Source organism: Micromonospora sp. NBC_00898 (assembly GCF_045207895.1).
Taxonomy (GTDB): domain Bacteria; phylum Actinomycetota; class Actinomycetes; order Mycobacteriales; family Micromonosporaceae; genus Micromonospora.
In genome coordinates, this window is sequence record NZ_CP108775.1 from 7,063,063 (window position 1) to 7,085,338 (window position 22,276).

The 22,276-nt window shown below is 72.9% G+C and carries 21 protein-coding genes and 1 tRNA gene; 6 read left to right on the forward strand and 16 right to left on the reverse strand.

The genetic code is table 11. The features are described from left to right. Window positions 1-91 precede the first annotated feature (91 nt). A complete protein-coding gene (locus OG799_RS34370) occupies window positions 92-457 on the reverse strand; it encodes a hypothetical protein (protein WP_406046489.1) in 366 nt (121 codons plus the stop codon). A 79-nt stretch (window positions 458-536) separates the two neighbouring features. Beyond that, entirely contained in the window at window positions 537-932 is a 396-nt protein-coding gene (locus OG799_RS34375) for a hypothetical protein (protein ID WP_406041328.1), read from the reverse strand. A gap of 169 nt (window positions 933-1,101) precedes the next feature. Between OG799_RS34375 and OG799_RS34380 the strand changes: the two genes are divergently transcribed. Next, window positions 1,102-2,007, forward strand: a complete 906-nt coding sequence (locus tag OG799_RS34380; RefSeq protein WP_406046490.1) for a Gfo/Idh/MocA family protein — start codon at window positions 1,102-1,104, stop codon at window positions 2,005-2,007. Window positions 2,008-2,233: 226 nt separating this feature from the next. Here OG799_RS34380 and OG799_RS34385 read toward each other — a convergent pair whose 3' ends face one another. Beyond that, window positions 2,234-2,425 carry a DUF2795 domain-containing protein gene (locus OG799_RS34385; RefSeq protein WP_406041330.1) on the reverse strand — a complete coding sequence of 64 codons (192 nt, stop codon included), beginning with the start codon at window positions 2,423-2,425 and terminating at the stop codon, window positions 2,234-2,236. Window positions 2,426-2,550: 125 nt separating this feature from the next. Between OG799_RS34385 and OG799_RS34390 the strand changes: the two genes are divergently transcribed. After that, window positions 2,551-3,807 (forward strand): erythromycin esterase family protein, encoded by a 1,257-nt coding sequence (locus OG799_RS34390; protein WP_406041332.1) that lies wholly within the window; start codon window positions 2,551-2,553, stop codon window positions 3,805-3,807. 59 nt (window positions 3,808-3,866) lie between these two features. Here the strand turns inward: OG799_RS34390 and OG799_RS34395 are convergent, their stop codons facing one another. The 3 genes from OG799_RS34395 to OG799_RS34405 form a co-directional block, all read right to left on the reverse strand. Next, window positions 3,867-6,029 carry an MMPL family transporter gene (locus tag OG799_RS34395; RefSeq protein ID WP_406041334.1) on the reverse strand — a complete coding sequence of 721 codons (2,163 nt, stop codon included), beginning with the start codon at window positions 6,027-6,029 and terminating at the stop codon, window positions 3,867-3,869. A 38-nt stretch (window positions 6,030-6,067) separates the two neighbouring features. Continuing rightward, window positions 6,068-6,616, reverse strand: a complete 549-nt coding sequence (locus OG799_RS34400; protein ID WP_406041336.1) for a TetR/AcrR family transcriptional regulator — start codon at window positions 6,614-6,616, stop codon at window positions 6,068-6,070. 77 nt (window positions 6,617-6,693) lie between these two features. After that, window positions 6,694-7,296: a PadR family transcriptional regulator gene (locus tag OG799_RS34405; RefSeq protein WP_406041338.1), complete on the reverse strand. Its 603-nt coding sequence runs from the start codon at window positions 7,294-7,296 to the stop codon at window positions 6,694-6,696. 57 nt (window positions 7,297-7,353) lie between these two features. Here OG799_RS34405 and OG799_RS34410 point away from each other — a divergent pair, with 57 nt between their 5' ends. Then, complete coding sequence (locus tag OG799_RS34410) at window positions 7,354-8,553, forward strand: FAD-dependent monooxygenase (RefSeq protein ID WP_406041340.1); 1,200 nt, start codon at window positions 7,354-7,356, stop codon at window positions 8,551-8,553. A 6-nt stretch (window positions 8,554-8,559) separates the two neighbouring features. On the opposite strand, the gene OG799_RS34415 is transcribed toward OG799_RS34410, so the two are convergent. Next, on the reverse strand, window positions 8,560-8,934 hold the full coding sequence (locus OG799_RS34415) for a winged helix-turn-helix transcriptional regulator (protein WP_406041342.1): 375 nt from the start codon (window positions 8,932-8,934) through the stop codon (window positions 8,560-8,562). A gap of 100 nt (window positions 8,935-9,034) precedes the next feature. Here OG799_RS34415 and OG799_RS34420 point away from each other — a divergent pair, with 100 nt between their 5' ends. Further along, on the forward strand, window positions 9,035-10,480 hold the full coding sequence (locus OG799_RS34420; RefSeq protein ID WP_406041344.1) for an MFS transporter: 1,446 nt from the start codon (window positions 9,035-9,037) through the stop codon (window positions 10,478-10,480). A gap of 135 nt (window positions 10,481-10,615) precedes the next feature. On the opposite strand, the gene OG799_RS34425 is transcribed toward OG799_RS34420, so the two are convergent. Next, on the reverse strand, window positions 10,616-12,019 hold the full coding sequence (locus tag OG799_RS34425) for a PLP-dependent aminotransferase family protein (RefSeq protein WP_406041346.1): 1,404 nt from the start codon (window positions 12,017-12,019) through the stop codon (window positions 10,616-10,618). Between the two features lie 53 nt (window positions 12,020-12,072). On the opposite strand from OG799_RS34425, the gene OG799_RS34430 reads away from it, so the two are divergent. After that, the gene (locus OG799_RS34430; RefSeq protein ID WP_406041348.1) at window positions 12,073-12,834 is read left to right on the forward strand and encodes an isocitrate lyase/phosphoenolpyruvate mutase family protein; all 762 of its coding nucleotides are present in this window, start codon (window positions 12,073-12,075) and stop codon (window positions 12,832-12,834) included. Window positions 12,835-12,882: 48 nt separating this feature from the next. Further along, window positions 12,883-13,842: a DNA polymerase domain-containing protein gene (locus tag OG799_RS34435; protein WP_406041350.1), complete on the forward strand. Its 960-nt coding sequence runs from the start codon at window positions 12,883-12,885 to the stop codon at window positions 13,840-13,842. 42 nt (window positions 13,843-13,884) lie between these two features. Here OG799_RS34435 and OG799_RS34440 read toward each other — a convergent pair whose 3' ends face one another. The 8 genes from OG799_RS34440 to OG799_RS34475 form a co-directional block, all read right to left on the reverse strand. Continuing rightward, on the reverse strand, window positions 13,885-15,192 hold the full coding sequence (locus OG799_RS34440; protein ID WP_406041352.1) for an ROK family protein: 1,308 nt from the start codon (window positions 15,190-15,192) through the stop codon (window positions 13,885-13,887). Window positions 15,193-15,258: 66 nt separating this feature from the next. Continuing rightward, on the reverse strand, window positions 15,259-16,365 hold the full coding sequence (locus OG799_RS34445) for a substrate-binding domain-containing protein (protein ID WP_406041354.1): 1,107 nt from the start codon (window positions 16,363-16,365) through the stop codon (window positions 15,259-15,261). A 53-nt stretch (window positions 16,366-16,418) separates the two neighbouring features. After that, on the reverse strand, window positions 16,419-17,717 hold the full coding sequence (mmsB, locus tag OG799_RS34450; protein ID WP_406041356.1) for a multiple monosaccharide ABC transporter permease: 1,299 nt from the start codon (window positions 17,715-17,717) through the stop codon (window positions 16,419-16,421). Continuing rightward, entirely contained in the window at window positions 17,714-19,261 is a 1,548-nt protein-coding gene (mmsA, locus tag OG799_RS34455) for a multiple monosaccharide ABC transporter ATP-binding protein (protein WP_406041358.1), read from the reverse strand. The genes mmsB and mmsA overlap by 4 nt, the downstream gene beginning before the upstream one ends. 353 nt (window positions 19,262-19,614) lie before the next feature. Beyond that, window positions 19,615-19,686, reverse strand: a tRNA-Arg gene (locus tag OG799_RS34460). Between the two features lie 171 nt (window positions 19,687-19,857). Further along, window positions 19,858-20,553, reverse strand: a complete 696-nt coding sequence (locus OG799_RS34465) for a winged helix-turn-helix domain-containing protein (RefSeq protein ID WP_406046491.1) — start codon at window positions 20,551-20,553, stop codon at window positions 19,858-19,860. Window positions 20,554-20,739: 186 nt separating this feature from the next. After that, on the reverse strand, window positions 20,740-21,408 hold the full coding sequence (locus tag OG799_RS34470) for a DUF305 domain-containing protein (protein ID WP_406041360.1): 669 nt from the start codon (window positions 21,406-21,408) through the stop codon (window positions 20,740-20,742). An 8-nt stretch (window positions 21,409-21,416) separates the two neighbouring features. Further along, window positions 21,417-22,235, reverse strand: a complete 819-nt coding sequence (locus OG799_RS34475; protein ID WP_406041362.1) for a DUF3105 domain-containing protein — start codon at window positions 22,233-22,235, stop codon at window positions 21,417-21,419. Window positions 22,236-22,276: the final 41 nt, after the last annotated feature.

Sequence of the window (22,276 nt, forward strand, 5' to 3'; positions counted from 1 at the left end):
CACCCGCGCCCGCGCCCGACGCGCCGTGCGCGGCGCGGGTGGGCGGGTGTGGCGCGGGTGCGACGGAGGCGACAGGGCTGCGCGGTGGGGGTCAGGCGGGGGTGCGGCGGGTGCGCCAGAGCCAGAGCAGGCCGAGGATCGGCAGGACCAGCGGGATGTAGCCGTAGCCGCTGCCGAAGCCGGACCAGACCGTCTCGTCGGGGAAGAGCGCCTTGTCGGCGAGGCTGAGGACGCCCACGGCGACCACCCCGACCAGTTCCACCGAGCAGCAGGTCAGCGCGACCCGCCGGCCGGTGTGCCCGGCCCGGGCCAGCCCGACCGCGGCGACGATGTAGATCAGCGCGGCCACGGCGGAGAGCAGGTACGCCACCGGCGCCTCGTCGAACTTGGTGGCGATCTGCAGCCCGGCGCGGGAGGTCGCGGCGATGGCGAACAGGATGTAGACGGCGATCAGCAGCCGGCCCGGCCCCTTGTTGGTGGCGCGTTCCGGCGCCGGCGTCGGGCCGCCGGCCTCGTCCGGGCGTACGCCGACGGGTTCAGCCACCGAGCACCTCCCAGGTCTGGCCGAGCCGGACCACCACGACCGGGGTGACCAGGCAGATCGCGCAGACGATCGCGGAGCCCCAGCGGGTCGGTTCCATCCGGGCCAGCACCCAGGCCAGCGGGGGCAGGCAGACCAGCGTCACCAGGTAGCCGAAGAACGCGCCGGGTTCGCCGGGCCGTTCGCCGCCGCCGATCGCGACGAGCGCCACCACGGCCAGCGCCAGCAGCGCGACCTCCAGCACGGCCAGGCCGAGGAACTGCACCCGGTCCGGCGGCCGGTGGCGCACGGCGGCCACCAGCGCCCAGAGGGCGAGTACGAGCGACAGCACGATCGTCGCCGTCGCGAGGAGCCCGTCCACCGGCGAGCCGGCCGTGGCCGCGCTGGTCATCGACGGCATCCCGTCGGAGTCCCGTTCACCGGCACAGCCTACTAACCCGCGTAGTACTGCCCGGCGGCCGGCTCTCCGTCGGGTCGCATGCGTGGGGCGTACCGGACCGACTAGCGTGGATCACGGCCACGGGGTCGCCGTGGCGGACGACGGAAAGCGGGAGTACCTCGTGCTGCGGTTCGGCTTGTTCGGCACCGGTCACTGGGCGGCGGAGACGCACGCCGCGGCCATCGACGCACACCCCCGCGCCGAGCTCGCGGGGGTCTGGGGTCGGGACCGGGAGAAGGCCGCCGTGCTGGCCGGTCGGCACGGCGTGCCGGTCTTCAACGACGCCGACGCGCTGATCGGGGCGTGCGACGCGATCGCCGTGGCGCTGCCGCCGGACGTACAGGCCGACATCGCCGTCCGGGCCGCCGCCGCCGGTCGGCACCTGCTGCTGGACAAGCCGCTGGCGTTGAGCCTCGCCGACGCCGACCGGGTGGTCGTCGCGGCCGAGGCGTCCGGGGTGGCCTCGGTGGTCTTCTTCACCCAGCGGTACCACCCGAACGTCACCGGATTCCTCGCCGCCACCGCTGCGGCCGGTGGCTGGCAGCACGCCCGGGCCACCATGTTCGCTTCTATCTACCAGCCGGGGAACCCGTACGGGAACTCACAGTGGCGGCGGGACCGGGGCGCGCTGTGGGACATCGGCCCGCACGCGCTCTCCATCATCCTGCCGGTGCTCGGCCGGGTCAGTCGGGTGGCCGCGATGGACGGCCCGAGCGGCCTGGTGCACCTGCTGCTCACCCACGACGGCGGGGCGACGAGCACGATGTCGCTCACCCTGGACGCCCCTCCGGAGGCGGTGACCCGGGACTTCGTCTTCTTCGGCGAGAACGGCACGGAGACCGTCCCGCCGGGCGACGGCAGCGTGCTGGCCGCGTTCGGCACGGCGATCGACCAGTTGCTGGAGGAGATCGACGCGGGCACCCGGGACCACCGCTGTGACGTCCGCTTCGGCCGTGAGGTGGTCGCGGTGCTGGACGCCGCCGAGACGGCCCGCGCCGAGGGGCGCACCGTCACCATCCCCGGCTGACCGCGCCGACCTGGCCGGAGCACTACCTCCGGCTGCTGCGCTGATCACGGGACCCATCCGGCCGGGCGGCGGCACGACTGGTCGGCCCTTCCCGGCGGGCACAGCCTGCGGGTACGCGCCACCGACGGCGCCGGCGCGGTGCGGCCGGAGCAGCGCCGCCCGCCGTTCCCGGACGGCGCCACCGGCTGGCACCCGGTCAGCGTCACGGTGGGCTGACCCGGCCGCCTCAGGCGAGGGTGTTCAGCGCTTCGCTCAGCTCGGCGGGGGAGTCGAACTCCTCCGCGGGCAGCGCCTTCAACATCTGCAACATCTCGGTGCTGGCCCCGTTCTCCTGCCCCCAGCGGACCAGGTCCTCGCGGGAGACCGGGTAGTCGAGCCCGGCCAGGTACTCCTGCAACTGCACCCCGGTGACGGTCATGCCGGCCGGCTACCCGCTCCGCCCGCCACCATGCCGCCGGTGGCCGCCGGGCTGCGGCGGCCCGCCCTGCTGCGGGCGCGGGCCGGGCCTCGGTTTGCCCGCGCGGGACCCGGGTAGCCGCGGGCATGCTGGTACAGCGGCTCGGCGCGCCGAGCGACTTCGACCCGTTGCTGGAGCGTGTCCAGGACGCCCGGATCGTGATGATCGGCGAGGCGACGCACGGCAGTTACGACTACTACCGGCTGCGGGAACAGTTGACCCGGCGGCTCATCGCCGAGCAGGGCTTCGACTTCGTCGCGGTGGAGGGGGACTGGCCGGACTGCGATCGGGTGCACCGCTCGGTGGTCGGCGCGCCGGGCGGGTCGGCCGACCCGCAGACCGCCCTGGAGCGCTTCGAACGCTGGCCCACCTGGATGTGGGCCAACGCCGAGGTGGCCCGCTTCTGCCAGTGGCTGCGGGCCTGGAACCTGGAGCGGCCGGAGGGCGAACGGGCCGGCTTCCACGGGCTGGACGTCTACAGCCTCTGGGAGTCGATGCAGGCGATCTTCGACTACCTGGGCGAGGAGGACCCGGCCTCGCTGGAGGCGGCGCAGGAGGCGTACCGCTGCTTCGAGCCGTACGGCAAGCGGGTCGAGGAGTACGGCGCGGCCAGCCGTTTCGTCTCCGCGCGCTGCGAGGAGGAGGTGGTGCGGCTGCTGGCGCGTACCCGGGAACAGGCCGCCGCGGACGGGCCGGACCGCTTCTCGGCCTGGCAGAACGCGGAGGTGGTGGCCGGCGCGGAGCGCTACTACCGGGCGATGATCGGTGGTGGCCCGGAGTCGTGGAACGTCCGGGACATCCACATGGCGGACACGCTGGACCGGCTGCTGGACCGGTACGGCCCGGACGCCCGGGGCATCGTCTGGGCGCACAACACCCACGTCGGGGACGCCCGGGCCACCGACATGGCCGCCGACGGGATGGTCAACATCGGCCAGTTGGCGCGCGAGCGGCACGGCCGGGACGTGGTGGCGCTGGTCGGCCTCGGCAGCTACCGGGGGACGGTGATCGCCGCGCCGCGCTGGGGCTCGCCGGCCGAGGCGATGGTGGTCCCGCCGGCCCGGGAGGGCTCGGTGGAGCGGCGGCTGCACGAGCTGATGCCGGAGCGGGCGGTGCTGGTCTTCGGCGGCCCCGACCAGCCGGAGTGGGTCACCGGGCCGGCCGACCACCGGGCCATCGGGGTGGTCTACGACCCCACCTTCGAGTCGTGGGGCAACTACGTGCCGACCCGGCTGGCCGAGCGCTACGACGGGTTCATCTGGTGCGACGAGGCCACCGCCCTGCACCCGCTGCCCGCCCTGACCACCCCCGGCGAGATGGAGACCTACCCGGCCGGCGTCTGACCGGCGGCCGTTTGGAGGGGCCCCTGCTGTGCGGAATGCGTCAACAGGGGCCCCTCCTTTCAGACGTTCGCGGGTTCCTTGTCGGCGAGGTGGGCGCGCAGGCCCTCGCCCTCCACGTCGACGTTGGGCAGGATCCGGCCGAGCCGGCGGGGGAGCCACCACGCGGCGTTGTCCAGCAGCGACATCACCGCCGGGACGATGGTCATCCGGACCACGAAGGCGTCGATGGCGACGCCGATCGCGAGCGCGAAGCCCATCGACTTGATCACCGGGTCGTCGAGGAAGATGAAGCCGCTGAACACCGAGATCATGATCAGTGCGGCGGCGGTGACCACCCGGGCGCCGTGCCCCATCCCGTTGATGGTGGCCTGCCGGGCGGTGTCGCCGTGCACGAAGTCCTCCCGCATCCGGGAGACCAGGAAGACCTCGTAGTCCATGGCCAGCCCGAACAGGATGCCGATGAGCAGGATCGGCAGGAAGCTGATCAGCGGCCCCGGGGTGTCCAGGCCGACCAGGTCGGCCAGGTGCCCCTGCTGGAACACCGCGACGGTGATCCCGAACGTCGCCGCCACGGTGAGCAGGAAGCCCAGCGCCGCCTTGACCGGGACGAGGATCGAGCGGAACACCAGCATCAGCAGCAGGATCGACAGCCCGACCACCAGCAGCAGGTAGACCGGCAACGCATCGGAGAGCTTCTCCGACACGTCGATGCCGATCGCGGTGACGCCGGTGAGCAGCACGTCGGCCGTGTCGATGCCGGCGACCTGGCGGCGGATGTCGTGCACCAGCGTCTCGGTGGCCTCGTCGGTCGGGCCGGTCTTCGGGATCACCCCGAGCAGCGCGGTGCGGCCGGTCGGGTCGAGCTGCGGCGGGGCCACCGCCAGCACCCCGTCGGTTTTCTGGATCAGCGCGGTCACCTGCGGTACGGCGGCCTGGGTGGCCTGCGGGGAATCGGCGGTGACGACCACCGCGAGCCGGCCGGTGAAGCCGGGGCCGAAGCCCTCCCGGATCAGTTCGTTGCTGGCCCGGGCCGGGGTACCCTCCGGCGCGGTGCCGGCGTCCGGCAGCGCGAGCCGCATGTCCTGGGCGGGCAGCGCGAGCAGCCCGAGGCCGAGCAGGCCGACCAGGATGACCGGGATCCGCAGCTTCGTCACCCAGTGCGCCCAGCGGAAGCCGAACCCGGGACGGCTCGCGGCGGCGGTCGCCGCCGCAGCGTTGCGCAGCTTGCGGGGGAGCACCCGGCGGCCGGCGAAGCCGAGCAGGGCCGGCGCCAGGGTGATCGCGACCAGCACCGCGATGGTCACCGTGCCGGCGGCGGCCAGGCCCATCACGGTGAGGAACGGGATGTCCACCACGGCCAGGCCGGCGAGCGCGATGACCACGGTGGCGCCGGCGAACACGACGGCGGAGCCGGCGGTGCCCACAGCGCGGCCGACCGCCTCCTCGGGGGAGAGCCCGTCGAGCAGGTTCTGCCGGTGCCGGGAGGTGATGAAGAGCGAGTAGTCGATGCCGACCGCGAGGCCGAGCATCAGGGCCAGGATCGGCGCGGTGCTGGTCAGCTCGACCGCGCCGCTGAGCGCGAACAGGCCGGCCATGCCGACGCCCACGCCGATCAGCGCGTTCAGCATGGTCATCCCGGCCGCGACCAGCGAGCCGAAGGTGACCACCAGGACGATCGCGGCGACCAGCACGCCCAGCGCCTCGGTGGAGCCGACCTCCGGCTCGGAGTTCAGCACCTCGCCGCCGGGGGCGATCTGCCACCCCTCGGCCTGCGCGCCGACCTTCTCGTACGCGGCGCGCTGCGCGTCGGTCACGTCGTCCGCGCGCCCTTTGAACTGCACCTGGATCAGCGCGTACCGGCCGTCCGGGGACAGCGCCTTGACCTGGTACGGGTCGACCGCGCCGACCACGCCGGGCAGGGTGGCCGCCTCCTGGGTGACCTGCCTGACCACCGCCTGCCCCTCAGGGCTCATCAGCTGGCCCGGCTGCGGCGCCTTGACCGCGATGGTGCCGGTGGCCCCGCTGGCCGCCGGGAACCGGTCGGCGAGCAGGTCGATCGCGCGCTGGGATTCGGTGCCGGGCATGGTGAAGTTGCTCGCCGTCGGGCCGTGCAGCGTCGCCGCGGCCACGCCGAGGCCGACGAGTACGACGAGCCACCCGACAGCGACGAGCCATCGGCGGCGCAACGAGGCCCGGCCGAGCCGGTACAGCAGGGTCGCCATGAAGGTTCCTTGTCCTCGGGGTCGTGGGGGAACTGGGGTCAGGTGGTGGTGGTGTCCAGGGCCCGGTGAGCGACGGCCAGCAGGGCGGGCCGCAGCTCCTCGTCGGGGACGTCGGCGAACTCGGCGCAGGCCTCCGGGATCCCGGCGAGGACCACCAGCGCGGCGATCCGCGCCGCCGGGCGGTCGGAGTGGCCGGCGAACGCGTCGAGCAGTCGTTCGGAGATCTGCTGGACGTGCGCGAAGGCGGGCTGCTGGAGCAGGTCGGGGAATTCGCCGCGGAGCAGCGCGATCTCCCGCCGGAAGCGGACGGCGAGGTCGACGAAGCCCTCGGCGGCGGCCCGCTGGGCGTCGGCCCCGGTATGCCCGGCGATCCGCTCGTCGAGCGCCTGGAGCACCGCCATGGCCGGGGCCATCAGCTCGCCGAGCAGGGCTTCCTTGTTGGCGAAGTGGTAGAGCACCGCGGCCTTGGAGCAGCCCACCTCGCGGGCGATGTCCTGCAACGAGGTGCCCTTGTAGCCGGTGACGGCGAACCGCCGCGCCGCTGCGGCGAGGATCTCGCCATGGGTCTCCGGTGTCGCGCGTGCCATGTCCGCCAGCATGCCTGACCGATTGGTCAGCACCTGACCGATCGGTCAGACGGATTGCGTGGCGTTCGCCACAGGGCTCAGTCGCCCGGGGTGCCGGTCCAGTCGGCCAGCCACTCGCCCGACCAGGTCAGCGTGCCGGCGCGCAGCTCGGCCGCGAGCCGCCGGACCCAGTCCAGCTCGGTCCGCAGCAGCGCCAGGCGGTACTCGTCCTCGATCAGGAACAGGCGGGGCAACTCCACCGCGGCCAGCACCGCCTCGCGTTCGCGCAGTCGGGCGGCGAGGGTCTCGGCCCGCCGCTCGAGCTGCCGGGTCGCCTCGGCCGGCGGCAGGATCGGCAGGAACGACAGCGCCGCGGGGAACTCCGGGAACTCCCGCGCGGGGGTGGCGAGCGCGTCGGCGAGCCACGCGTCGAGGGTGCGCCGCCCCTCGTCGGTGAGCTCGTAGACCGTGCGCTCCGGCCGGCGCTCGTCGCGGGCGGTGTGCGCCACCCGGATCAGTTCGTCCCGGCGGAGCCGGTCGATGGTCTGGTAGATGCTGTTGCGCTGCGCGACGTTGACCACGTCCTGCTTGTCGCGCTCCCGGATGAGCTGCTGCATCCGGTACGCGTGCATCGGCTCCTCGACCAGGAGCGCCAGCACCATCATCGCCAGCGGGGAGCGACGGTACGCGCGGGCGGCCATGCCATCACCTTAGGTGACGGGGTGTCGATCAATGGTCATTCTATGTATAGTCATCTTATGACTAAGGCTCTCATCATCGGCGCCGGCCTGGCCGGCCCGGTCGCCGCCATGGCCCTGCGCCGTGCCGGGATCGACGTGACGGTGCACGAGGCGTACGAGCGGGACGCAGTCGGCGTCGGTGCGTTCCTCACCCTCTCGGTCAACGGGGTCGACGCGCTGCGCGCGATCGGACTCGACGGGCTGGTGGCCGGCCCGGGCCACCCGACGCCCCGGATGGCGCTGCACAACCACCACGGACGCAAGCTCGGCGAGTTCGGCACCAGCGGCACTCGGACCCGCGGCTTCGGCAGCAGCACCATCGGCCGCTCCGACCTCTACCGGGCGCTGCGGGACGAGGCGCTGCGCCGGGGCGTCGAGATCGTGCACGGCGCCCGGCTGGTGGACGCCGAGCCGACCGGCTCGGGAGTGCGGGCCGGCTTCGCCGACGGCCGGGTCGCCGAGGGTGACCTGCTGATCGGCGCGGACGGGCTCCGCTCGCGGACCCGGACGATCATCGACCCCGGGGCGCCCGCCCCGCGCTACGTGCCGCTGCTGAACGCCGGTGGATTCGCCCGGGGGCTGCGGCTGCCCGGCGAGCGCGGGCTGATGCACATGGTCTTCGGCCGGCGGTGCTTCTTCTGCTGGATGGCGGTGGGCGAGGACGAGGTGTGGTGGTTCGCCAACCCGCCGCAGCCCACCGAGCTGACCCGCGAACAGCTCGCCGCGATCCGCCCGGAGCAGGCCCGGTCCCGGCTGCGCGAGCTGCTCGCCGGTGACACCGGCCCGGCCCTGGCGGTCCTCGACCGGACCGAGCGGATCGAGTACGGCTGGCCCACGTACGACCTGCCGTCGGTGCCGGTCTGGCACCGGGACCGGATGATCCTCATCGGCGACGCGGCGCACACCGCGGCGCCCTCCTCCGGGCAGGGCGCGGCGATGGCGTTCGAGGACGCCGTCCAGCTCGCCCGCTGCCTGCGTGACCGGCCGGACGTGTCGGCGGCGTTCGAGGCGTACGAGCGGCTGCGCCGGCGGCGGGTGGAGCGGGTGGTCGCGCAGGGGAAGCGGACCAGCACCACCAAGGTGGCCGGGCCGGTGGGCCGGGTGGTGCGCGACCTCGCCCTGCCGATCATCGCCCGGCAGGTGGCCCGGGCCGACGGCCGGTCACTGGCCTGGCTCTACGACCACCACATCGACTGGGACGCGCCGGTGAAGGAGTGACTCAGCTCAGTCGGCCGGGGCGCCGTGTTCCCGGTCGTACGCGGCCCGGGCGTCGGTGATCGCCGCCCGGTGCCGTTCCGCCCAGGCGGTCAGCGCGACCAGCGACTCGTAGAGCTCCAGCGCCATCGGGGTGGCGGTGTACTCCACCTTCGGCGGCACGGTCGGGTAGACCTCCCGGTGCAGCAGGCCGTCGCGTTCGAGGTTGCGCAGGGTCAGCGTGAGCATCCGCCGGCTGATCCCCTCGACCTGCCGTTCCAGCTCGGTGAAGCGGACCGGTCCCTGGCTGGCGGCGACCAGGATGCCGATGCTCCACTTCCCGCCGACCCGGTCGAGGGCCTCGCGGACCGTGCAGGCCCGGGCCTGTCCCGCCGTGATGGACACACACCTGTTCCCCTGGGACACCAAAGTGCCTCCTTCCGCTCCGGCTCATGGTCACAGACGATGGCCTCGGTAACAAACCGTGCACCAAGGAGGCAGTTCCATGACGGGGACCCATCGCTGGCAGGCGCTGCTGGTGCTCTGCGCCGGCAGCCTGATGATCATCCTGGACGGCAGCGTCGTCGCGGTGGCGCTGCCCGCGATCCAGCGCGATCTCGGCTTCTCCACCTCGGGCCTGGCCTGGGTGGTGAACGCCTACCTTGTCGCCTTCGGCGGCCTGCTGCTGCTCGGTGGGCGACTCGGCGACCTGGCCGGCCGGCGCCGGGTCTTCCTCGCCGGGGTCGCGATCTTCACCCTCGCCTCCCTGGCCTGCGCGGTGGCGGCCGGCCCGGCGACGCTCGTCGTCGCCCGCTTCCTCCAGGGCGCCGGCGGTGCGCTCGCCACCGCGGTCGGGCTCGGCATGGTCGTCGCGCTCTTCCCCGCCCCCGCCGATCGGGCCCGGGCCATCGCGGTGTTCAGCTTCACCGGGGCGGCCGGCGCCTCGCTCGGCCTGCTGGCCGGAGGGTTCCTCACCGAACTGGCCGGCTGGCGGTCGATCTTCCTGGTCAACCTGCCGATCGGGCTGCTGATCATCGCCGGGGCGCTGCTGCGGGTGCCCGCGGACCGCGGCGTCGGGCTGGCGGCGGGGCTGGACCTGGCCGGCACCGTGCTGGTCACCGCCGGCCTGATGGCCACGGTGGTCACCGTCCTCGGCGCCGGCGAGCACGGCTGGACCTCGCCCCGCACCCTCGGCGCCGCCGCCCTCGCCGCCGCCCTGCTCGCGGGGTTCGCGTTCCGGCAGACGGTCGCCGCCGTACCGCTGCTGCCGCCCCGGATCCTGCGAACGCCCGACCTGGTCGCCGCCAATCTGGTACAGCTGCTGACGATCGCCGCGTTCTTCGGCTTCCAGTTTCTGCTGGCCCTCGACCTGCAACTGGTGCTCGGACTCGACCCGGCCGCCACCGGGCTGGCCTTCCTGCCCACCCCGGTGCTGATCGCGGTGGTCTCGCTCGGCCTGGCGGGCCGGTTGATCGCCCGCTTCGGCGGCCGGGCGGTGCTGCTCACCGGACTGGGCCTCGCCGTCGTCGGCTTCCTGCTGCTGGCCCGGCTGCCGGCCGACGGGCACTACCTCACCGAGGTGCTTCCCGCGACCCTGGTCTTCGGCGTGGCCGGCGGGCTGACCCTGCCGGCGGTCACCACGCTCGCCATGGCCGGCGCGGACCCGGCCGACGCCGGCCTCGCCTCGGGACTGGCCAACACCACCCAGCAGGTCGGCGGCGCGCTCGGGCTGGCCGCGCTGGCCACCCTCGCCGGCCACCGGGCCGCCGGGCTGCGCGGCGCCGGCTGGTCCGAGGTGGAGGCTCTGGCCGGCGGCTACCGGACCGCGTTCGCCGTGGCCGCCGCCCTGGTCACGGTCGCCCTGCTGGTCGCCGTGGCCACCCTGCGCCGGGCAGCCACCCCGACGCCGGCCCTCGCCGGCGACCCGGCCCGGCCGGGCGCCCGGGCCTGAACCGGGCCCACCGGGCACCTGGGCCCGGTGACCGACCGGGAGCGCCGTCGGGCTCGGGCCGCGGCGCTCCTCGCGCCACTCGGCCCGGACCTGGCCCGCGCCGGCGAGGGCGCCGGCCGGACCTCGGCGGCCCGGTCAGGCCGGGGCGGCGGGGGTACGCAGCACCTCGGCCAGCGCGGCCAGCGCCGCCGGGTAGGCGTACGAGGGCGGGGTGGCGTACCCGACCACCAGGCCCGGAGGGTGGGTGCCGGGGTGGTGCCCGTGCCGGTCCAGCCCCGCCAGGGCCAGCCCTCGCGCCGCCGCCCGGGCCAGCACCTCCGCCTCGGTCGGCCCGTCCGGCGGCAGCGGAACCACGGCGTGCAGCCCGGCGGAGATCCCGCCGACCAGCCGCCCGCCGAGCCGGTCCAGCAGCAGGTCCCGGCGCTGCCGGTAGTGGCGGCGGACGGTACGCACCTGCCGGTCGTACCCGTGGCTGTCGATCAGGTCGGCGAGCGTGAGCTGCCCGACCACCTCGGTCTGCACGTCCAGGTGGCGCTTGGCTTCGACCACCGGCTCCACCAGCCGGGTCGGCAGCACCAGCCAGGCCAGCCGCAGCGCCGGCCCCAGCGTCTTCGCGGCGGTGCCCACGTAGGCGACCTGCTCGGGCGCGGTGCCCTGGACGGCGCCCACCGGCTGCCGGTCGTAGCGGAACTCGCCGTCGTAGTCGTCCTCGACGACCAGGGCGCCCGCGTCCCGGGCCCAGCCGGTCAGCGCGTGCCGGCGGGCCGGGTGCAGGGTCACCCCGGTCGGGTACTGGTGCGCCGGGGTCAGCACCGCCGCCGCGACGTCGGCCAGCTCGCCCGTGCCGAGGAGCTCGGTGCGGGCACCCCGGTCGTCCACCGGCAGCGGCAGCACCAGGCCGCCCTGGCGGCGCACGACCTCCCGGTGGAACGGCAGCCCCGGGTCCTCCATCGCCAGCACCGGCCGGCCGGCGTCCCGGAGCACGGTGGTGAGCAGGACGAGAGCCTGGACGTACCCGGTGGTGACCACGATCCGCTCCGGGTCGGTCAGCACCCCCCGGGCCCGGCCCAGGTACCCGGCGAGCGCCGCGCGCAGCTCGGGCCGGCCGCGCGGGTCGCCGTAGCCGTACGCGGTCGCCGGGGCGGTGGCCAGCGCCCGGCGGGTGGACCGCGACCAGGCGGCGACCGGGAAGGCGCCCACGTCGGGGCTGCCCGGCCGCAGGTCGTACCGGGGTGGGGCGGTGACCGGCGCCGGGGCGGGACCCGGTGGGGCCGCCGGTCGCTGCGGGCTGACCTCGGTGCCCGCGCCGACACGGGCCACCAGCCAACCCTCGGCGACCAGCTGGTCGTAGGCGGCGCTGACCGTGCCCCGGGCGACACCCAGCTCGGCGGCGAGTGCGCGGGTCGCCGGCAGCCGGGTCGACGGGGGCAACCGGCCGTCGCGGATCGCGGCGCGCAACGCCCGCTCCAGCCCGGCCCGCCGGCCGCCGGTGGCGTCCAGCTCCAGGTGCAGGTCGACGCCGAAATCGGCCCAGTCCATCGGCACAGGATTGGAGCTTAAGGGTGGACCGCCGGCCGGCCGACAATCGGGGCATGACCGACTCCCGTACCCCCGCCACGCTGCGCGCCCTGCACCGCCCCGGCGACCCGCTGATGCTGCCGAATGCCTGGGACGCCGGGTCGGCCCGGGCGGTCGCCGCCGCCGGATTCCCGGCGGTCGCGACCAGCAGCGCCGCCGTCGCCGAGTCGCTCGGCCACGCCGACGGCGAGGCCACCCCGGTCGCCGAGATGCTCGACGCGGTGGCCCGGGTGGTCCGGTCCGTCCCGGTCCCGGTCACCGCCGACCTGGAGCGCGGGTACGGGCTGCGCCCGGCGGAACTGGTCGACCGGCTGCTCGCCACCGGCGCTGGCGGGCTGAACCTGGAGGACTCCGACCCGCGTACGAAACGGGTGTGCGACGTGGACGAGCAGGCCGAGCTGCTCGCCGCCGTCCGGGCGGCGGCCGGGCCCGACCTGGTGGTCAACGCCCGGGTGGACGTCTTCCTGCGCGCCACCGGCGAGCACGCCGCGGGGTTCGACGAGGCGGTCGGCCGGGCCCGCCGCTACCGGGCGGCCGGCGCCGACTGCGTGTACCCGATCATGCTCGCCGACCCGGAGCTGATCGGGCGGTTCGTGGCGGCGGTCGACGGTCCGGTGAACGTGCTCCTGCGCCCCGGCACGCCCGGGGTGGCGGAGCTGGCCCGGCTCGGGGTGGCCCGGGTCAGTCTCGGCTCCGGCGTGTACGACGCCGCCCGGCGACGGGCCGCCGAGGTGCTGACCGCGCTGGCCGCCGGCGGAAACCCGTTCACCGGCTGACCGCCGCGTCGGGTTGCCACCGGCCGGTACGGGCGGCAAGGTGGGCGGATGAGCGGGGCGGACGAGACCCGGGACGGGGTCGCACTGACCAACCTGGACCAACCGCTGCTCGTCGGCGGGGACGTCACCAAGCGGGACCTGGTCGACTACCTGGACGCGGTGCGCGACCGGATCCTGCCCGGCCTGCGGGACCGGCCCCTGTCGGTGATCCGGCTGCTTCGCGGGCAGGATCCGTTCATGCAGAAGAACCTGCCGAAGTACACCCCGGAATGGGTACGCCGCACCGCGGTCTGGGCCGAGGCGTCGCACCGGCAGGTGTCGTACGCGCTCTGCGACGACCGGCGCACCCTGCTCTGGTTCGCCAACCAGCGGGCGGTCGAGTACCACCCGACGCTCGGCACGGCGACGCAACCCGACCGTCCCACCCATCTGGTGCTCGACCTCGACCCGCCGGAGGGCGGCCCGTTCGGCACCGTCGTCCGGGCCGCCGAGCTGGTCCGGCGGGCGCTCGCCGGGGTCGGCCTGACCGCGGCGGTGAAGACCAGCGGAGCGAAGGGCCTGCACGTCTTCGTGCCGGTCGTCGGGGAGACCACCGCGGAGGAGGCGGCGGCGGCCACCCGGGCCCTCGCGGTGCACACCGAACGACTCGACCCGACGCTGGCCACCACCGCCTTCATCCGGGAGGACCGGCGCGGCCGGGTCTTCATTGACCCGACCCGGGCCGGCGGGGCGACCGTGGTCGCCGCGTACAGCCCGCGGATCCGGCCCGGCCTGCCGGTCTCCTTCCCGGTGGCCTGGGACGACCTGCCCACGGTCACACCGGCGGACTTCACCGTGCGGACCGTCCCGGCGCTGGTCGTCGAGCGGGATCCGTGGGCGGCGGCGATGCCCACGCCGCAGCGGCTCCCCGCCGACCTGGTCGCCGAGGGGCGGACCATCCCGGTGGCCCGGGTGCAGGCCATGCACGAGGGAAAGCGCCGGGCCCGGGCCCGCCGAGCGGGCGGCTGACGATCCGCCCACCGGCTTCGGACGCCTGCCGGGCCGCGCCCGTCAGGTCGGGGTCTGGGCGGGCCCGAGTCCCGGCTGGCCCGTGCCGCCGGCGTTGAGCGGGTCGGCGAGCAGCTTGTCGAAGGCCAGTTCGGCGGCGCCGATCAGGGGCGCGTCGCGGCCGAGCGCGGCCGCCCGCAACCGTACGTGCTCGCGGGAGGCGGGCAGGGCCATCTCGTCCAGGCGGCGGCGGACCGTGTCGGCGCCGGCGGCGTAGACCTCGCGCAGGTAGCCGCCGAACACGACGGTGTCCGGGTTGACCACGTTGACCAAATTGGCCACGCCGAAACCGAGCCAGTCGGCGACCTGCTGGACCGCCGCCAGGGCGGTGGGTTCGGCGTCGGCGGCGGCGCGCAGGACCTCGGCGACCGCGGCGCGGTCCTCCGGATTCCGGCCGGCGTGCCGCAGCAGCGCCGCCGCGCCGATCTCGGTCTCCCAGCAGCCGCGTGAGCCGCACCCGCAGGGCAGGCCGTCCCGGTTGACCACCATGTGGCCGACCTTGCCGCTGTGTCCGCGGTGGCCGATGACCAGCCGGCCGCCGATGATGATGCCGGCGCTGACCCCGAGGTCCCCGTGCAGGTAGATGAGATCGTCGACGCCCGCCGCCACGCCGCGTACGTGTTCGGCGAGGCCGGCGATGTCGGCCATGTCGGCGGCGACGAAGCCCGGCCCGCCGGTGAGCTCGGCCCCGAGCGCGGCGCCGAGCGCCTCGTCGCCGCCACCGATGCGGATCCGTCCCTGGCGGTCGCGGCTGGTGTCGCCGACGGCGACCGCGCCGCCCACGAACACCGCGTCCGCGGCGACGGCGCGTTCCATGTCGCGGACCAGCTCGGCCAGCGGGCCGACGGCGTCGAGGGCCGACATGCCGCAGGGGCGGGCGGCCTCCCGGAGGTCGAGGATGCGACCGCCGAGGCCGATGCGGGCGGCGCGCAGCTGGTCCGCCTCGATGCTCAGCGCGTGCGCGTAGACGCGGTCGGAGCGGGGGCTCACCACCAGCGAGGGGCGTCCGGCCCGGCGGGCGGTGGTCGGCGCCTCCTCGGTGACCAGGCCGGTGGCGGCGAGGTCCGCGGCGAGCGCGCCGATGGTGCTGCGGTTGAGGCCGAGCCGGGTGGTCAGCTCCGCCCGGGAGGTCGGACCGTGCACGTGGACGTGGCGCAGCACGGCGCCGAGGTTCAGCCGGCGGATCTCCTCCTGGCTGGCGCCCGGCGACGACGGCATGGGGAACGACGGGTTCCGGCCCGGCCGGGGGACACCGGACCGCAGGGGTGTCGTCACGGTCGGGCCTCCTTCCGGTCGGTTGTCGGCCGCCATGACGACGAAGGGTCCCGGAAGGAGGATTCCGGGACCCGACGTTCGTCGCTGACTAGCCGGTGGTGCTTACTTGGTGAGCGGCGCGAGCTTCGGGTCGTTCGCGTACGCCTCGGCCGCGTTCGCCTTGGTGACGGCGACCGGCGGGAGCAGGTAGGTGTCCACGACCTTGCTGCCGTTGTTGTAGGACTTGGTGTCGTTGACCTCGGGGGTGTTACCGGCCTGCAGGGCCTTCACCATCTCGATGGTCTGCTTGACCAGGTTCCGGGTGTCCTTGTTGATCGTCATGTACTGCTCGCCAGCCATGATCGACTTGACCGACTCGACCTCGGAGTCCTGGCCGGTGACGACCGGGATCGGCTTGCCGGCACCCTTGATCGAGGTGATGATCGCGCGGCCCAGCGTGTCGTTCGGGGAGAGGACGCCGTCCAGCTCCTTGCTGCCGTAGGTCGAGGTCAGCAGCTGGTCCATGCGGGCCTGCGCACCCTCGGCCTTCCAGCCCTGGATGGCGGTCTGCTTGACGTCGGTCTGCTTCGAGGCGACGACCACGTTGCCCTTGTCGATCTCCGGCTTGAGCACGCTCATCGCGCCGTTGAAGAAGACACCGGCGTTGTTGTCGTCCGGCGAGCCGGAGAAGAGCTCGATGTTGTACGGGCCGTTCGGCTTCTTGGCCTTCATGCCGTCCAGCAGGGCCTGGCCCTGGAGCTGGCCGACCTTGAAGTTGTCGAACGCGACGTAGTAGTCGAGGTCCGGGGTGTTGGTGATCAGGCGGTCGTACGCGATGACCTTCGCGCCGGCCTGGTGCGCCGCGGCGACCTGGGTCGACAGCTGCGCGGCGTCGGTCGCGCCGATGACGATGACCTTGGCGCCCTTGGTCACCATGGCGGTGATCTGCGCCTGCTGGTCGGCGACCGTGGTGGACGCGCCGGCGTACTGGACGTCGCTCTTGAAACCGGCGTCCTTGAGGCCGTTGGTGAACAGGTCACCGGCGAGGACCCAGTTCTCCGAGGTCTTCGACGGCAGGGCGACGCCGATCAGGGAGTCCGCCGCGAAGCCCTTGGTGTCACCCTTCGAGCCGCCGGAGTCCCCGTCGCGGCCGGAGCCGCAGGCGGTCGCGGTGAGAGCGAGCGCCGCGATGGCACCGATGGCCACCGACTTGCCAATGAGATTGCGCATGACTGGGTAGAACCCTTCTGGAGAGGTGATACGGGGGAGAGGTCCGGTGGCCGTCAGCCGGACACCGCCGTCCGGGCGGGCTCGCGCTCCGCGTCGGACGATGACGTGGGTGGGGTTGGTGTGTCACGACGGAACGAGCGCGTGATGCTCCCGATGACCGAGAAGCGCCCCTGGCTCTTGTTGTAGACGTCGATCGCGACGGCCAGCAGCAGGACCAGGCCCTTGATGATCTGGACCCGGTCGGTGCCGACGCCCAGGAGCTGCAGGCCGTTGTTGAGCACGGCCATGACCAGACCACCGACGATCGAGCCGCTGATGGTGCCGATACCGCCGGAGACGGCCGCGCCACCGATGAAGACCGCGGCGATCGCGTCCAGTTCCCAGCCGTTGCCGTCCTGCGGGCCGGAGGCCGCCGAACGGGCCACGAAGATCATGCCGGCCAGTGCGGCCAGGACCGACATGTTCATCATGACGAAGAAGTTGACCCGCTTGAGCTTCACACCGGACAGCTCCGCGGCCCGGGAGTTGCCGCCGACCGCGTAGATGTGCCGGCCGCCGGCGGTGTTGCGGGTGTAGAAGGAGTAGGCCAGGACCAGCGCCACCAGGATGATGCCGGAGACCGGGAAGCTGGTGCCGACCCGGCCGCTGGCGAAGCGCAGCGAGGCGAAGACGATCACACCGACCATCACGGCCAGCCGCAGCAGCGAGATCCACATCGGGGCCGGGTCGGCGTCCATCTCCCGGCGCGTCTTGCGCGACTGGAACTCCCGCCACACCACGGCCACGCAGGCGGCGAGGCCGAGCAGCAGGGTCATGTTGTTGTAGCCGGTGTCCGGGCCGACCTCGGGCAGGAACCCGGAGCCGATCACCCGGAAGCCCTCGGGCACCGGGATGGTGTTCGCGTTGCCGATGAACTGATTGCCGCCTCGGAAGAGCAGCATGCCCGCCAGGGTGACGATGAACGCCGGCACCCCGATGTAGGCCACCCAGAAGCCCTGCCAGGCGCCGATCACCGCGCCGATCGCGAGGCCGAACAGGATGGCGACCGGCCAGGGCAGCGACCACTCCGCCATCGACTTGGCGACCAGGATGCCGGTGAAGGCGGCGATCGAGCCGACCGAGAGGTCGATGTGGCCGGCGACGATCACCATCAGCATGCCGATGGCCAGGATGAGGATGTACGAGTTCTGGTTGAACAGCGCGATCAGGTTGTCCGATCGCAGCGTCAGCCCGTCGGTCAGCACCTGGAACAGGACGACGATCGCCACCAGAGTGAAGATCATCCCGAACTGACGGGCATTGGACGTGGTGCCTCCGAAGAGGTTCTTCTGCAGGTCCTTAAGTCGGCTCATCGTGTCTGCATCTTCTTCGTCGAGGTCATCTGCTTCATGAGGGTCTCCGGGTCCGCGTCCTGCCGGTCGATCTCGCCGGTGATGGTGCCTTCGAACACGGTGTAGATGCGGTCGCAGAGCCCGATCAGCTCAGGCAGCTCCGAGGAGATGACGACGACGCCCTTCCCCTGGTCGGCGAGCCGCTGGATGATGCCGTAGATCTCGTACTTGGCGCCCACGTCGATGCCGCGGGTCGGCTCGTCGAGGATCAGCAGGTCGGGGTCCGTGAACATCCACTTCGCCAGCACGACCTTCTGCTGGTTGCCGCCCGAGAGCTTGGAGACGCTCTCGTCGACCGTCGGGGCCTTGGTCCGCAGTTCCTTGCGGTACGCCTCGGCCGCCTGGTACTCCGCGACCTCGTCGAGGACGCCGTGCTTCGTGATCTTCGACAGCTTGGCGGCCACCGTGGAGGCCTTGATGTCGTCGAGCAGGTTGAGGCCGATCGCCTTGCGGTCCTCGCTGACGTACGCCAGGCCGTGGGCGATCGCGTCCGCCACCGACTTGAGCACGATCTCCTTGCCGTCCTTGCTGATCGTGCCGGACTCGTAGACGCCGTAGGACCGGCCGAAGACGCTCATCGCCAGCTCGGTGCGACCCGCGCCCATCAGCCCGGCGAAGCCCACGATCTCGCCGCGGCGGACGACGAAGCTCTCGTTCTTGCAGACCTGCCGTTCGGCGGAGATCGGGTGCCGGACGTTCCAGTCGCGGACCTCGAAGAAGACCTCGCCGATCTTCGGGGTGTGGTCCGGGAACCGGCTGCTCAGCTCGCGACCGACCATGCCCCGCACGATCCGGTCCTCGTCGGCGCCGTCCGCCTTGACGTCCAGCGTCTCCACGGTCCGGCCGTCGCGCAGGATCGTGATCTGGTCGGCGATCGCCTCGATCTCGTTCAGCTTGTGCGAGATCATGATCGAGGTGATGCCGCGCGAGCGGAAACCGCGCAGCAGGTCCAGCAGGTGCCGCGAGTCGGCCTCGTTCAGCGCGGCGGTCGGCTCGTCCAGGATGAGCAGCTTCACGTCCTTGGCGAACGCCTTGGCGATCTCCACGAGCTGCTGCTTGCCGACCCCGATGTCCTTGATCAGGGTGTCCGGGTCCTCCTGCAGGCCGACCCGGGCCATCAGGTCCAGCGCCATCCGGTTCGCGGACTTCCAGTCGATCGCACCGCGCTTGCGGGGTTCGTTGCCGAGGAAGATATTTTCGGCGATCGACATGTCCGGGATGAGCGCGAGCTCCTGGTGGATGATCACGATCCCGGCGTGCTCGCTGGAGCGGATGTCGGAGAACCGCGTCTCCGCACCCTGGTAGATGATCTGACCGTCGTACGTGCCGTACGGGTAGACCCCGCTGAGGACCTTCATCAGCGTGGACTTGCCGGCACCGTTTTCACCGCAGATGGCGTGGATCTCGCCGGCGCGAACCACCAGGTTGACGTCGGAGAGGGCCTTGACTCCGGGAAACTCCTTGGTGATGGAACGCATCTCCAGGAGGATGGGCACGTCGCTCATCGCTCGTACCACCTCGCCAACGTCATGGATGCCTCCGGGGGGGGATGGCCTTCACTGTTTTTGTTGCCGTCGGCAACGTATTCCGACGAGAAGGCCATTCGCAAGTGCTGGGAGGCCCGCGCGGGTAACAATCCCGCAATATCCGCGTGCTCTCCGTCACCATGCCGTCACGCTGTCCACACCGGCCACCTGAGGCATCGTGCGTCCCGCCGCCCGACACCGCCGGCCCCGCTCGCGCCGGGTCGATGCCAGCCCTCGGCTGGCCGTGACGTGGCAGCGGCGGGGCAGGTCGGCTGGGGTGGCACACGACAAACGCCCTGCCGAGTGGCAGGGCGTTTGTCGTTCGTTTGTTGTGCCCCCGGCAGGATTCGAACCTGCGCCCCCGCCTCCGGAGGGCGGTGCTCTATCCCCTGAGCTACGGGGGCTCAGCGACCCGAGAAGAGTAGCAAACCCCTCCCGGGATCACCGAATCGACACCCACCGACCCCTCCCGCGCCGCCCACCTGCGTTGATCATGAGGTTGACGGGCGAGTGGATCTCCCCGGCCCCCGCCAACCTCATGATCAACGGAGTTGACGGGGTGGGGGGTTGGGGGGTCAGGCGGCGGCCACAGCGCGGCCGCAGCTGGGGAGGGGGTGCAGGACGATGCGGCGGGGGAGGCGGCGCGGCCACTCGTTCTTCGGCCAGGAGCCGTCCACGATCAGGTGCGCCGTCCGCTCCTCGGCCCCGCTGAGCCGCAGCACGAAGTCGCGGGGTAGTGGCGGGTCGACCGTGGGTGTGGTGATCATGAAGCGCACCCGGCCCCGGGAGGAGACCGCGGAGACCACGTCCGCCGCCGGCATCGTGCCGCGCAGGCGTACCCGGCCGATCCAGTAGACGTCGGCGAGGTGCTCCTGGGCGGCCCGGGTGATGGTCGGGTACTCCCCGCGCACCCACCGCTCGACCGCGCCCACACAGAGCCCACAGGCGCGCTCCCGGGGCTCCCGCGGACCCAACCCCCAGGCCCGCAGGTACGCCCCGACCGTGCCGGCGTCCATGGTCAGATCGAACCGGCGCTGGATGAGGGTGGTCAGGCTCTGTCGCGTCCAGAGCTCCTCGTCCAGGCCGAACTCGTCGGGGTGGACGCCCCGCAGCACGTCGATCAGTTCGAGTTCCTGTTCGCGGCTGAGCGTTCCCGACTCGCCCTGCCGCTGTCCGCGACGGACGGCTGCCACCGCCCCGTCACCGCCGATGGTGTGGCGCCGGCACCAACTGGTGACCGAGCGTCCTGCGTCTCTGAGTGCAACCCCCACGTCCTGCGCAACGAGCCCGAATCGCAACTGGTCACGATATGTGGGGAGAAAAGTCTCCAAGCAGCGCAATCGGTCGCAGAGTGCAAACCGTTATAAAGTGCCATAACGGGACAGGTACGGTCGGAGACGCCGAGGGGCCCGCGTCGCGGACGACGCGGGCCCCTCGGTGCGGGACGGTACGACGGATCAGCCGCCCAGGCGCTTGAGCGCCGCCTGGAGGTTGGTGAGATCCGTCTGCTGGGTGTTCTTCATGGTCTGCGCGACCTTCAGCACGTCGTCGTCGTGCCCCTCGTCGAGGATGCCCTCGAGCATGTGGATCCCGCCGAGGTGGTGCCGGATCATCAGCTGCAGGAAGAGCACGTCGAACTCGCGCCCCCGCGACTGGCTCAGCTTCGTGATCTCCGCCGGGGTGGCCATGCCGGGCATCAGGCCGTCCTTCACCAGCCCGGCGCCGTCCGGCATCCAGGCCATCGCCGGCTGGTCGCCGGTCGGGTCCAGCTTCCACAGCCGCAGCCAGGTCTGCATGGTGCCGATCTCGCCCTGCTGGCCGGTGGCGATGTCGCCGCCGATCTGGCGTACCTCGGGATCCTCGCCCTGCTGGAAGGCCATCAGCCCCATCTGCACCGCCTGGGCGTGGTGGGTGCTCATGTCCCGGGCGAAACCCGCCTCGGCCGAGTTGTCACCCGGCCGGGTGACGGTCGGGGTGAGCAGGCCGCCCGCGTACCCGAGAAGAAGGCCGACCACGACGGCGGCGGCCAACGCCAGCGTGCCGAACCGGCGCGCGGCCCCCCGGCCGCCGTCGGCGGTGACCGGGGTCTCGTCGGGCGCGCTGGCCGTCGTGACGGGAGCAGTCATCGGAGTCCTTACTGGGTCGGCTGGTCCGCGGCGTTGCCCAGGTCACGCGGCGTGGTGCCGGTCGCGGTGACGCCCTGGGCGCAGTTGGCGTTCGGGCCCTCGATCGAGGCGTTGACCCGCAGGGTCTTGATGAAGTCGTCGATCCGGCCGTCGTCGGCGTTGTCGACCTTGAGCTGGAAGCCCCAGGCCTGCAGCGAGATCGGCTTGTCCAGCCCCTCGAACGGGCTGAGCATCAGCTTCTCCTTGCCCTGCACCTTGGCCTTGAGCTTGGCCACCTGGTCGGCCGGCAGGTCCGGACGGTAGGTGATCCAGACCGTGCCGTGCTCCAGGCTGTGCACCGCGTGCTCGTTGGCGATCGGGGCGTCGTAGACGTCGCCCATGCAGTTCTGCCAGGACGGGTTGTGCGGGCCGGCGACCGGCGGGAGGACGTCGTACTTGATCGCGCCCTGCTGGTGCTTGCCGCCCTCGACCAGCGCCTTGTCCGTCTTGCGGTAGTCGACCACGCCGTTGATCGCGTCGGCCCGTTCCTGCCACGGCTGCGAGCCCCGGTACACCGCCCACGCGCCGACGCCGATGATGCCGGCGGCGAGCACGCCGACGGCGACGAAGAGGGCGATCGGGCCCCACGAGCGGCCCTGGCTGACCTTGACCGGCGCGACCGGCTTGCGGCCCTTGCCGCCGGCGGTCTGCCGCGGAGTGCCCTTGCCCGCCCCGGCCTTACCACCGGACGGCTTGTCGGCAGCGGCCGGCCGGCCGGCCGCCGGCTTCTTGCCGGTGCTGACCACGGTCGGGCGGCGTTCCGGGCCGCCCGGGGTGCTGATGCTCATCGTGCCTCGTCAGGTCGGTCGGTCAGGGAGCTGGCGGGCCG

Excerpts from the sequence above, each read along its gene's own strand:
- mmsA (WP_406041358.1), bottom strand. The coding sequence starts at position 19,261 with ATGAGCGACGTGCCCATCCTCCTGGAGATGCGTTCCATCACCAAGGAG.
- OG799_RS34385 (WP_406041330.1), bottom strand. The coding sequence starts at position 2,425 with ATGACCGTCACCGGGGTGCAGTTGCAGGAGTACCTGGCCGGGCTCGAC.
- OG799_RS34435 (WP_406041350.1), top strand. The coding sequence starts at position 12,883 with ATGAGCGGGGCGGACGAGACCCGGGACGGGGTCGCACTGACCAACCTG.
- OG799_RS34395 (WP_406041334.1), bottom strand. The coding sequence starts at position 6,029 with ATGGCGACCCTGCTGTACCGGCTCGGCCGGGCCTCGTTGCGCCGCCGA.
- OG799_RS34445 (WP_406041354.1), bottom strand. The coding sequence starts at position 16,365 with ATGCGCAATCTCATTGGCAAGTCGGTGGCCATCGGTGCCATCGCGGCG.
- OG799_RS34410 (WP_406041340.1), top strand. The coding sequence starts at position 7,354 with ATGACTAAGGCTCTCATCATCGGCGCCGGCCTGGCCGGCCCGGTCGCC.
- OG799_RS34430 (WP_406041348.1), top strand. The coding sequence starts at position 12,073 with ATGACCGACTCCCGTACCCCCGCCACGCTGCGCGCCCTGCACCGCCCC.
- OG799_RS34440 (WP_406041352.1), bottom strand. The coding sequence starts at position 15,192 with ATGGCGGCCGACAACCGACCGGAAGGAGGCCCGACCGTGACGACACCC.
- OG799_RS34425 (WP_406041346.1), bottom strand. The coding sequence starts at position 12,019 with ATGGACTGGGCCGATTTCGGCGTCGACCTGCACCTGGAGCTGGACGCC.
- OG799_RS34390 (WP_406041332.1), top strand. The coding sequence starts at position 2,551 with ATGCTGGTACAGCGGCTCGGCGCGCCGAGCGACTTCGACCCGTTGCTG.
- OG799_RS34375 (WP_406041328.1), bottom strand. The coding sequence starts at position 932 with ATGACCAGCGCGGCCACGGCCGGCTCGCCGGTGGACGGGCTCCTCGCG.
- OG799_RS34405 (WP_406041338.1), bottom strand. The coding sequence starts at position 7,296 with ATGGCCGCCCGCGCGTACCGTCGCTCCCCGCTGGCGATGATGGTGCTG.
- OG799_RS34420 (WP_406041344.1), top strand. The coding sequence starts at position 9,035 with ATGACGGGGACCCATCGCTGGCAGGCGCTGCTGGTGCTCTGCGCCGGC.
- OG799_RS34400 (WP_406041336.1), bottom strand. The coding sequence starts at position 6,616 with ATGGCACGCGCGACACCGGAGACCCATGGCGAGATCCTCGCCGCAGCG.
- OG799_RS34475 (WP_406041362.1), bottom strand. The coding sequence starts at position 22,235 with ATGAGCATCAGCACCCCGGGCGGCCCGGAACGCCGCCCGACCGTGGTC.
- OG799_RS34470 (WP_406041360.1), bottom strand. The coding sequence starts at position 21,408 with ATGACTGCTCCCGTCACGACGGCCAGCGCGCCCGACGAGACCCCGGTC.
- mmsB (WP_406041356.1), bottom strand. The coding sequence starts at position 17,717 with ATGAGCCGACTTAAGGACCTGCAGAAGAACCTCTTCGGAGGCACCACG.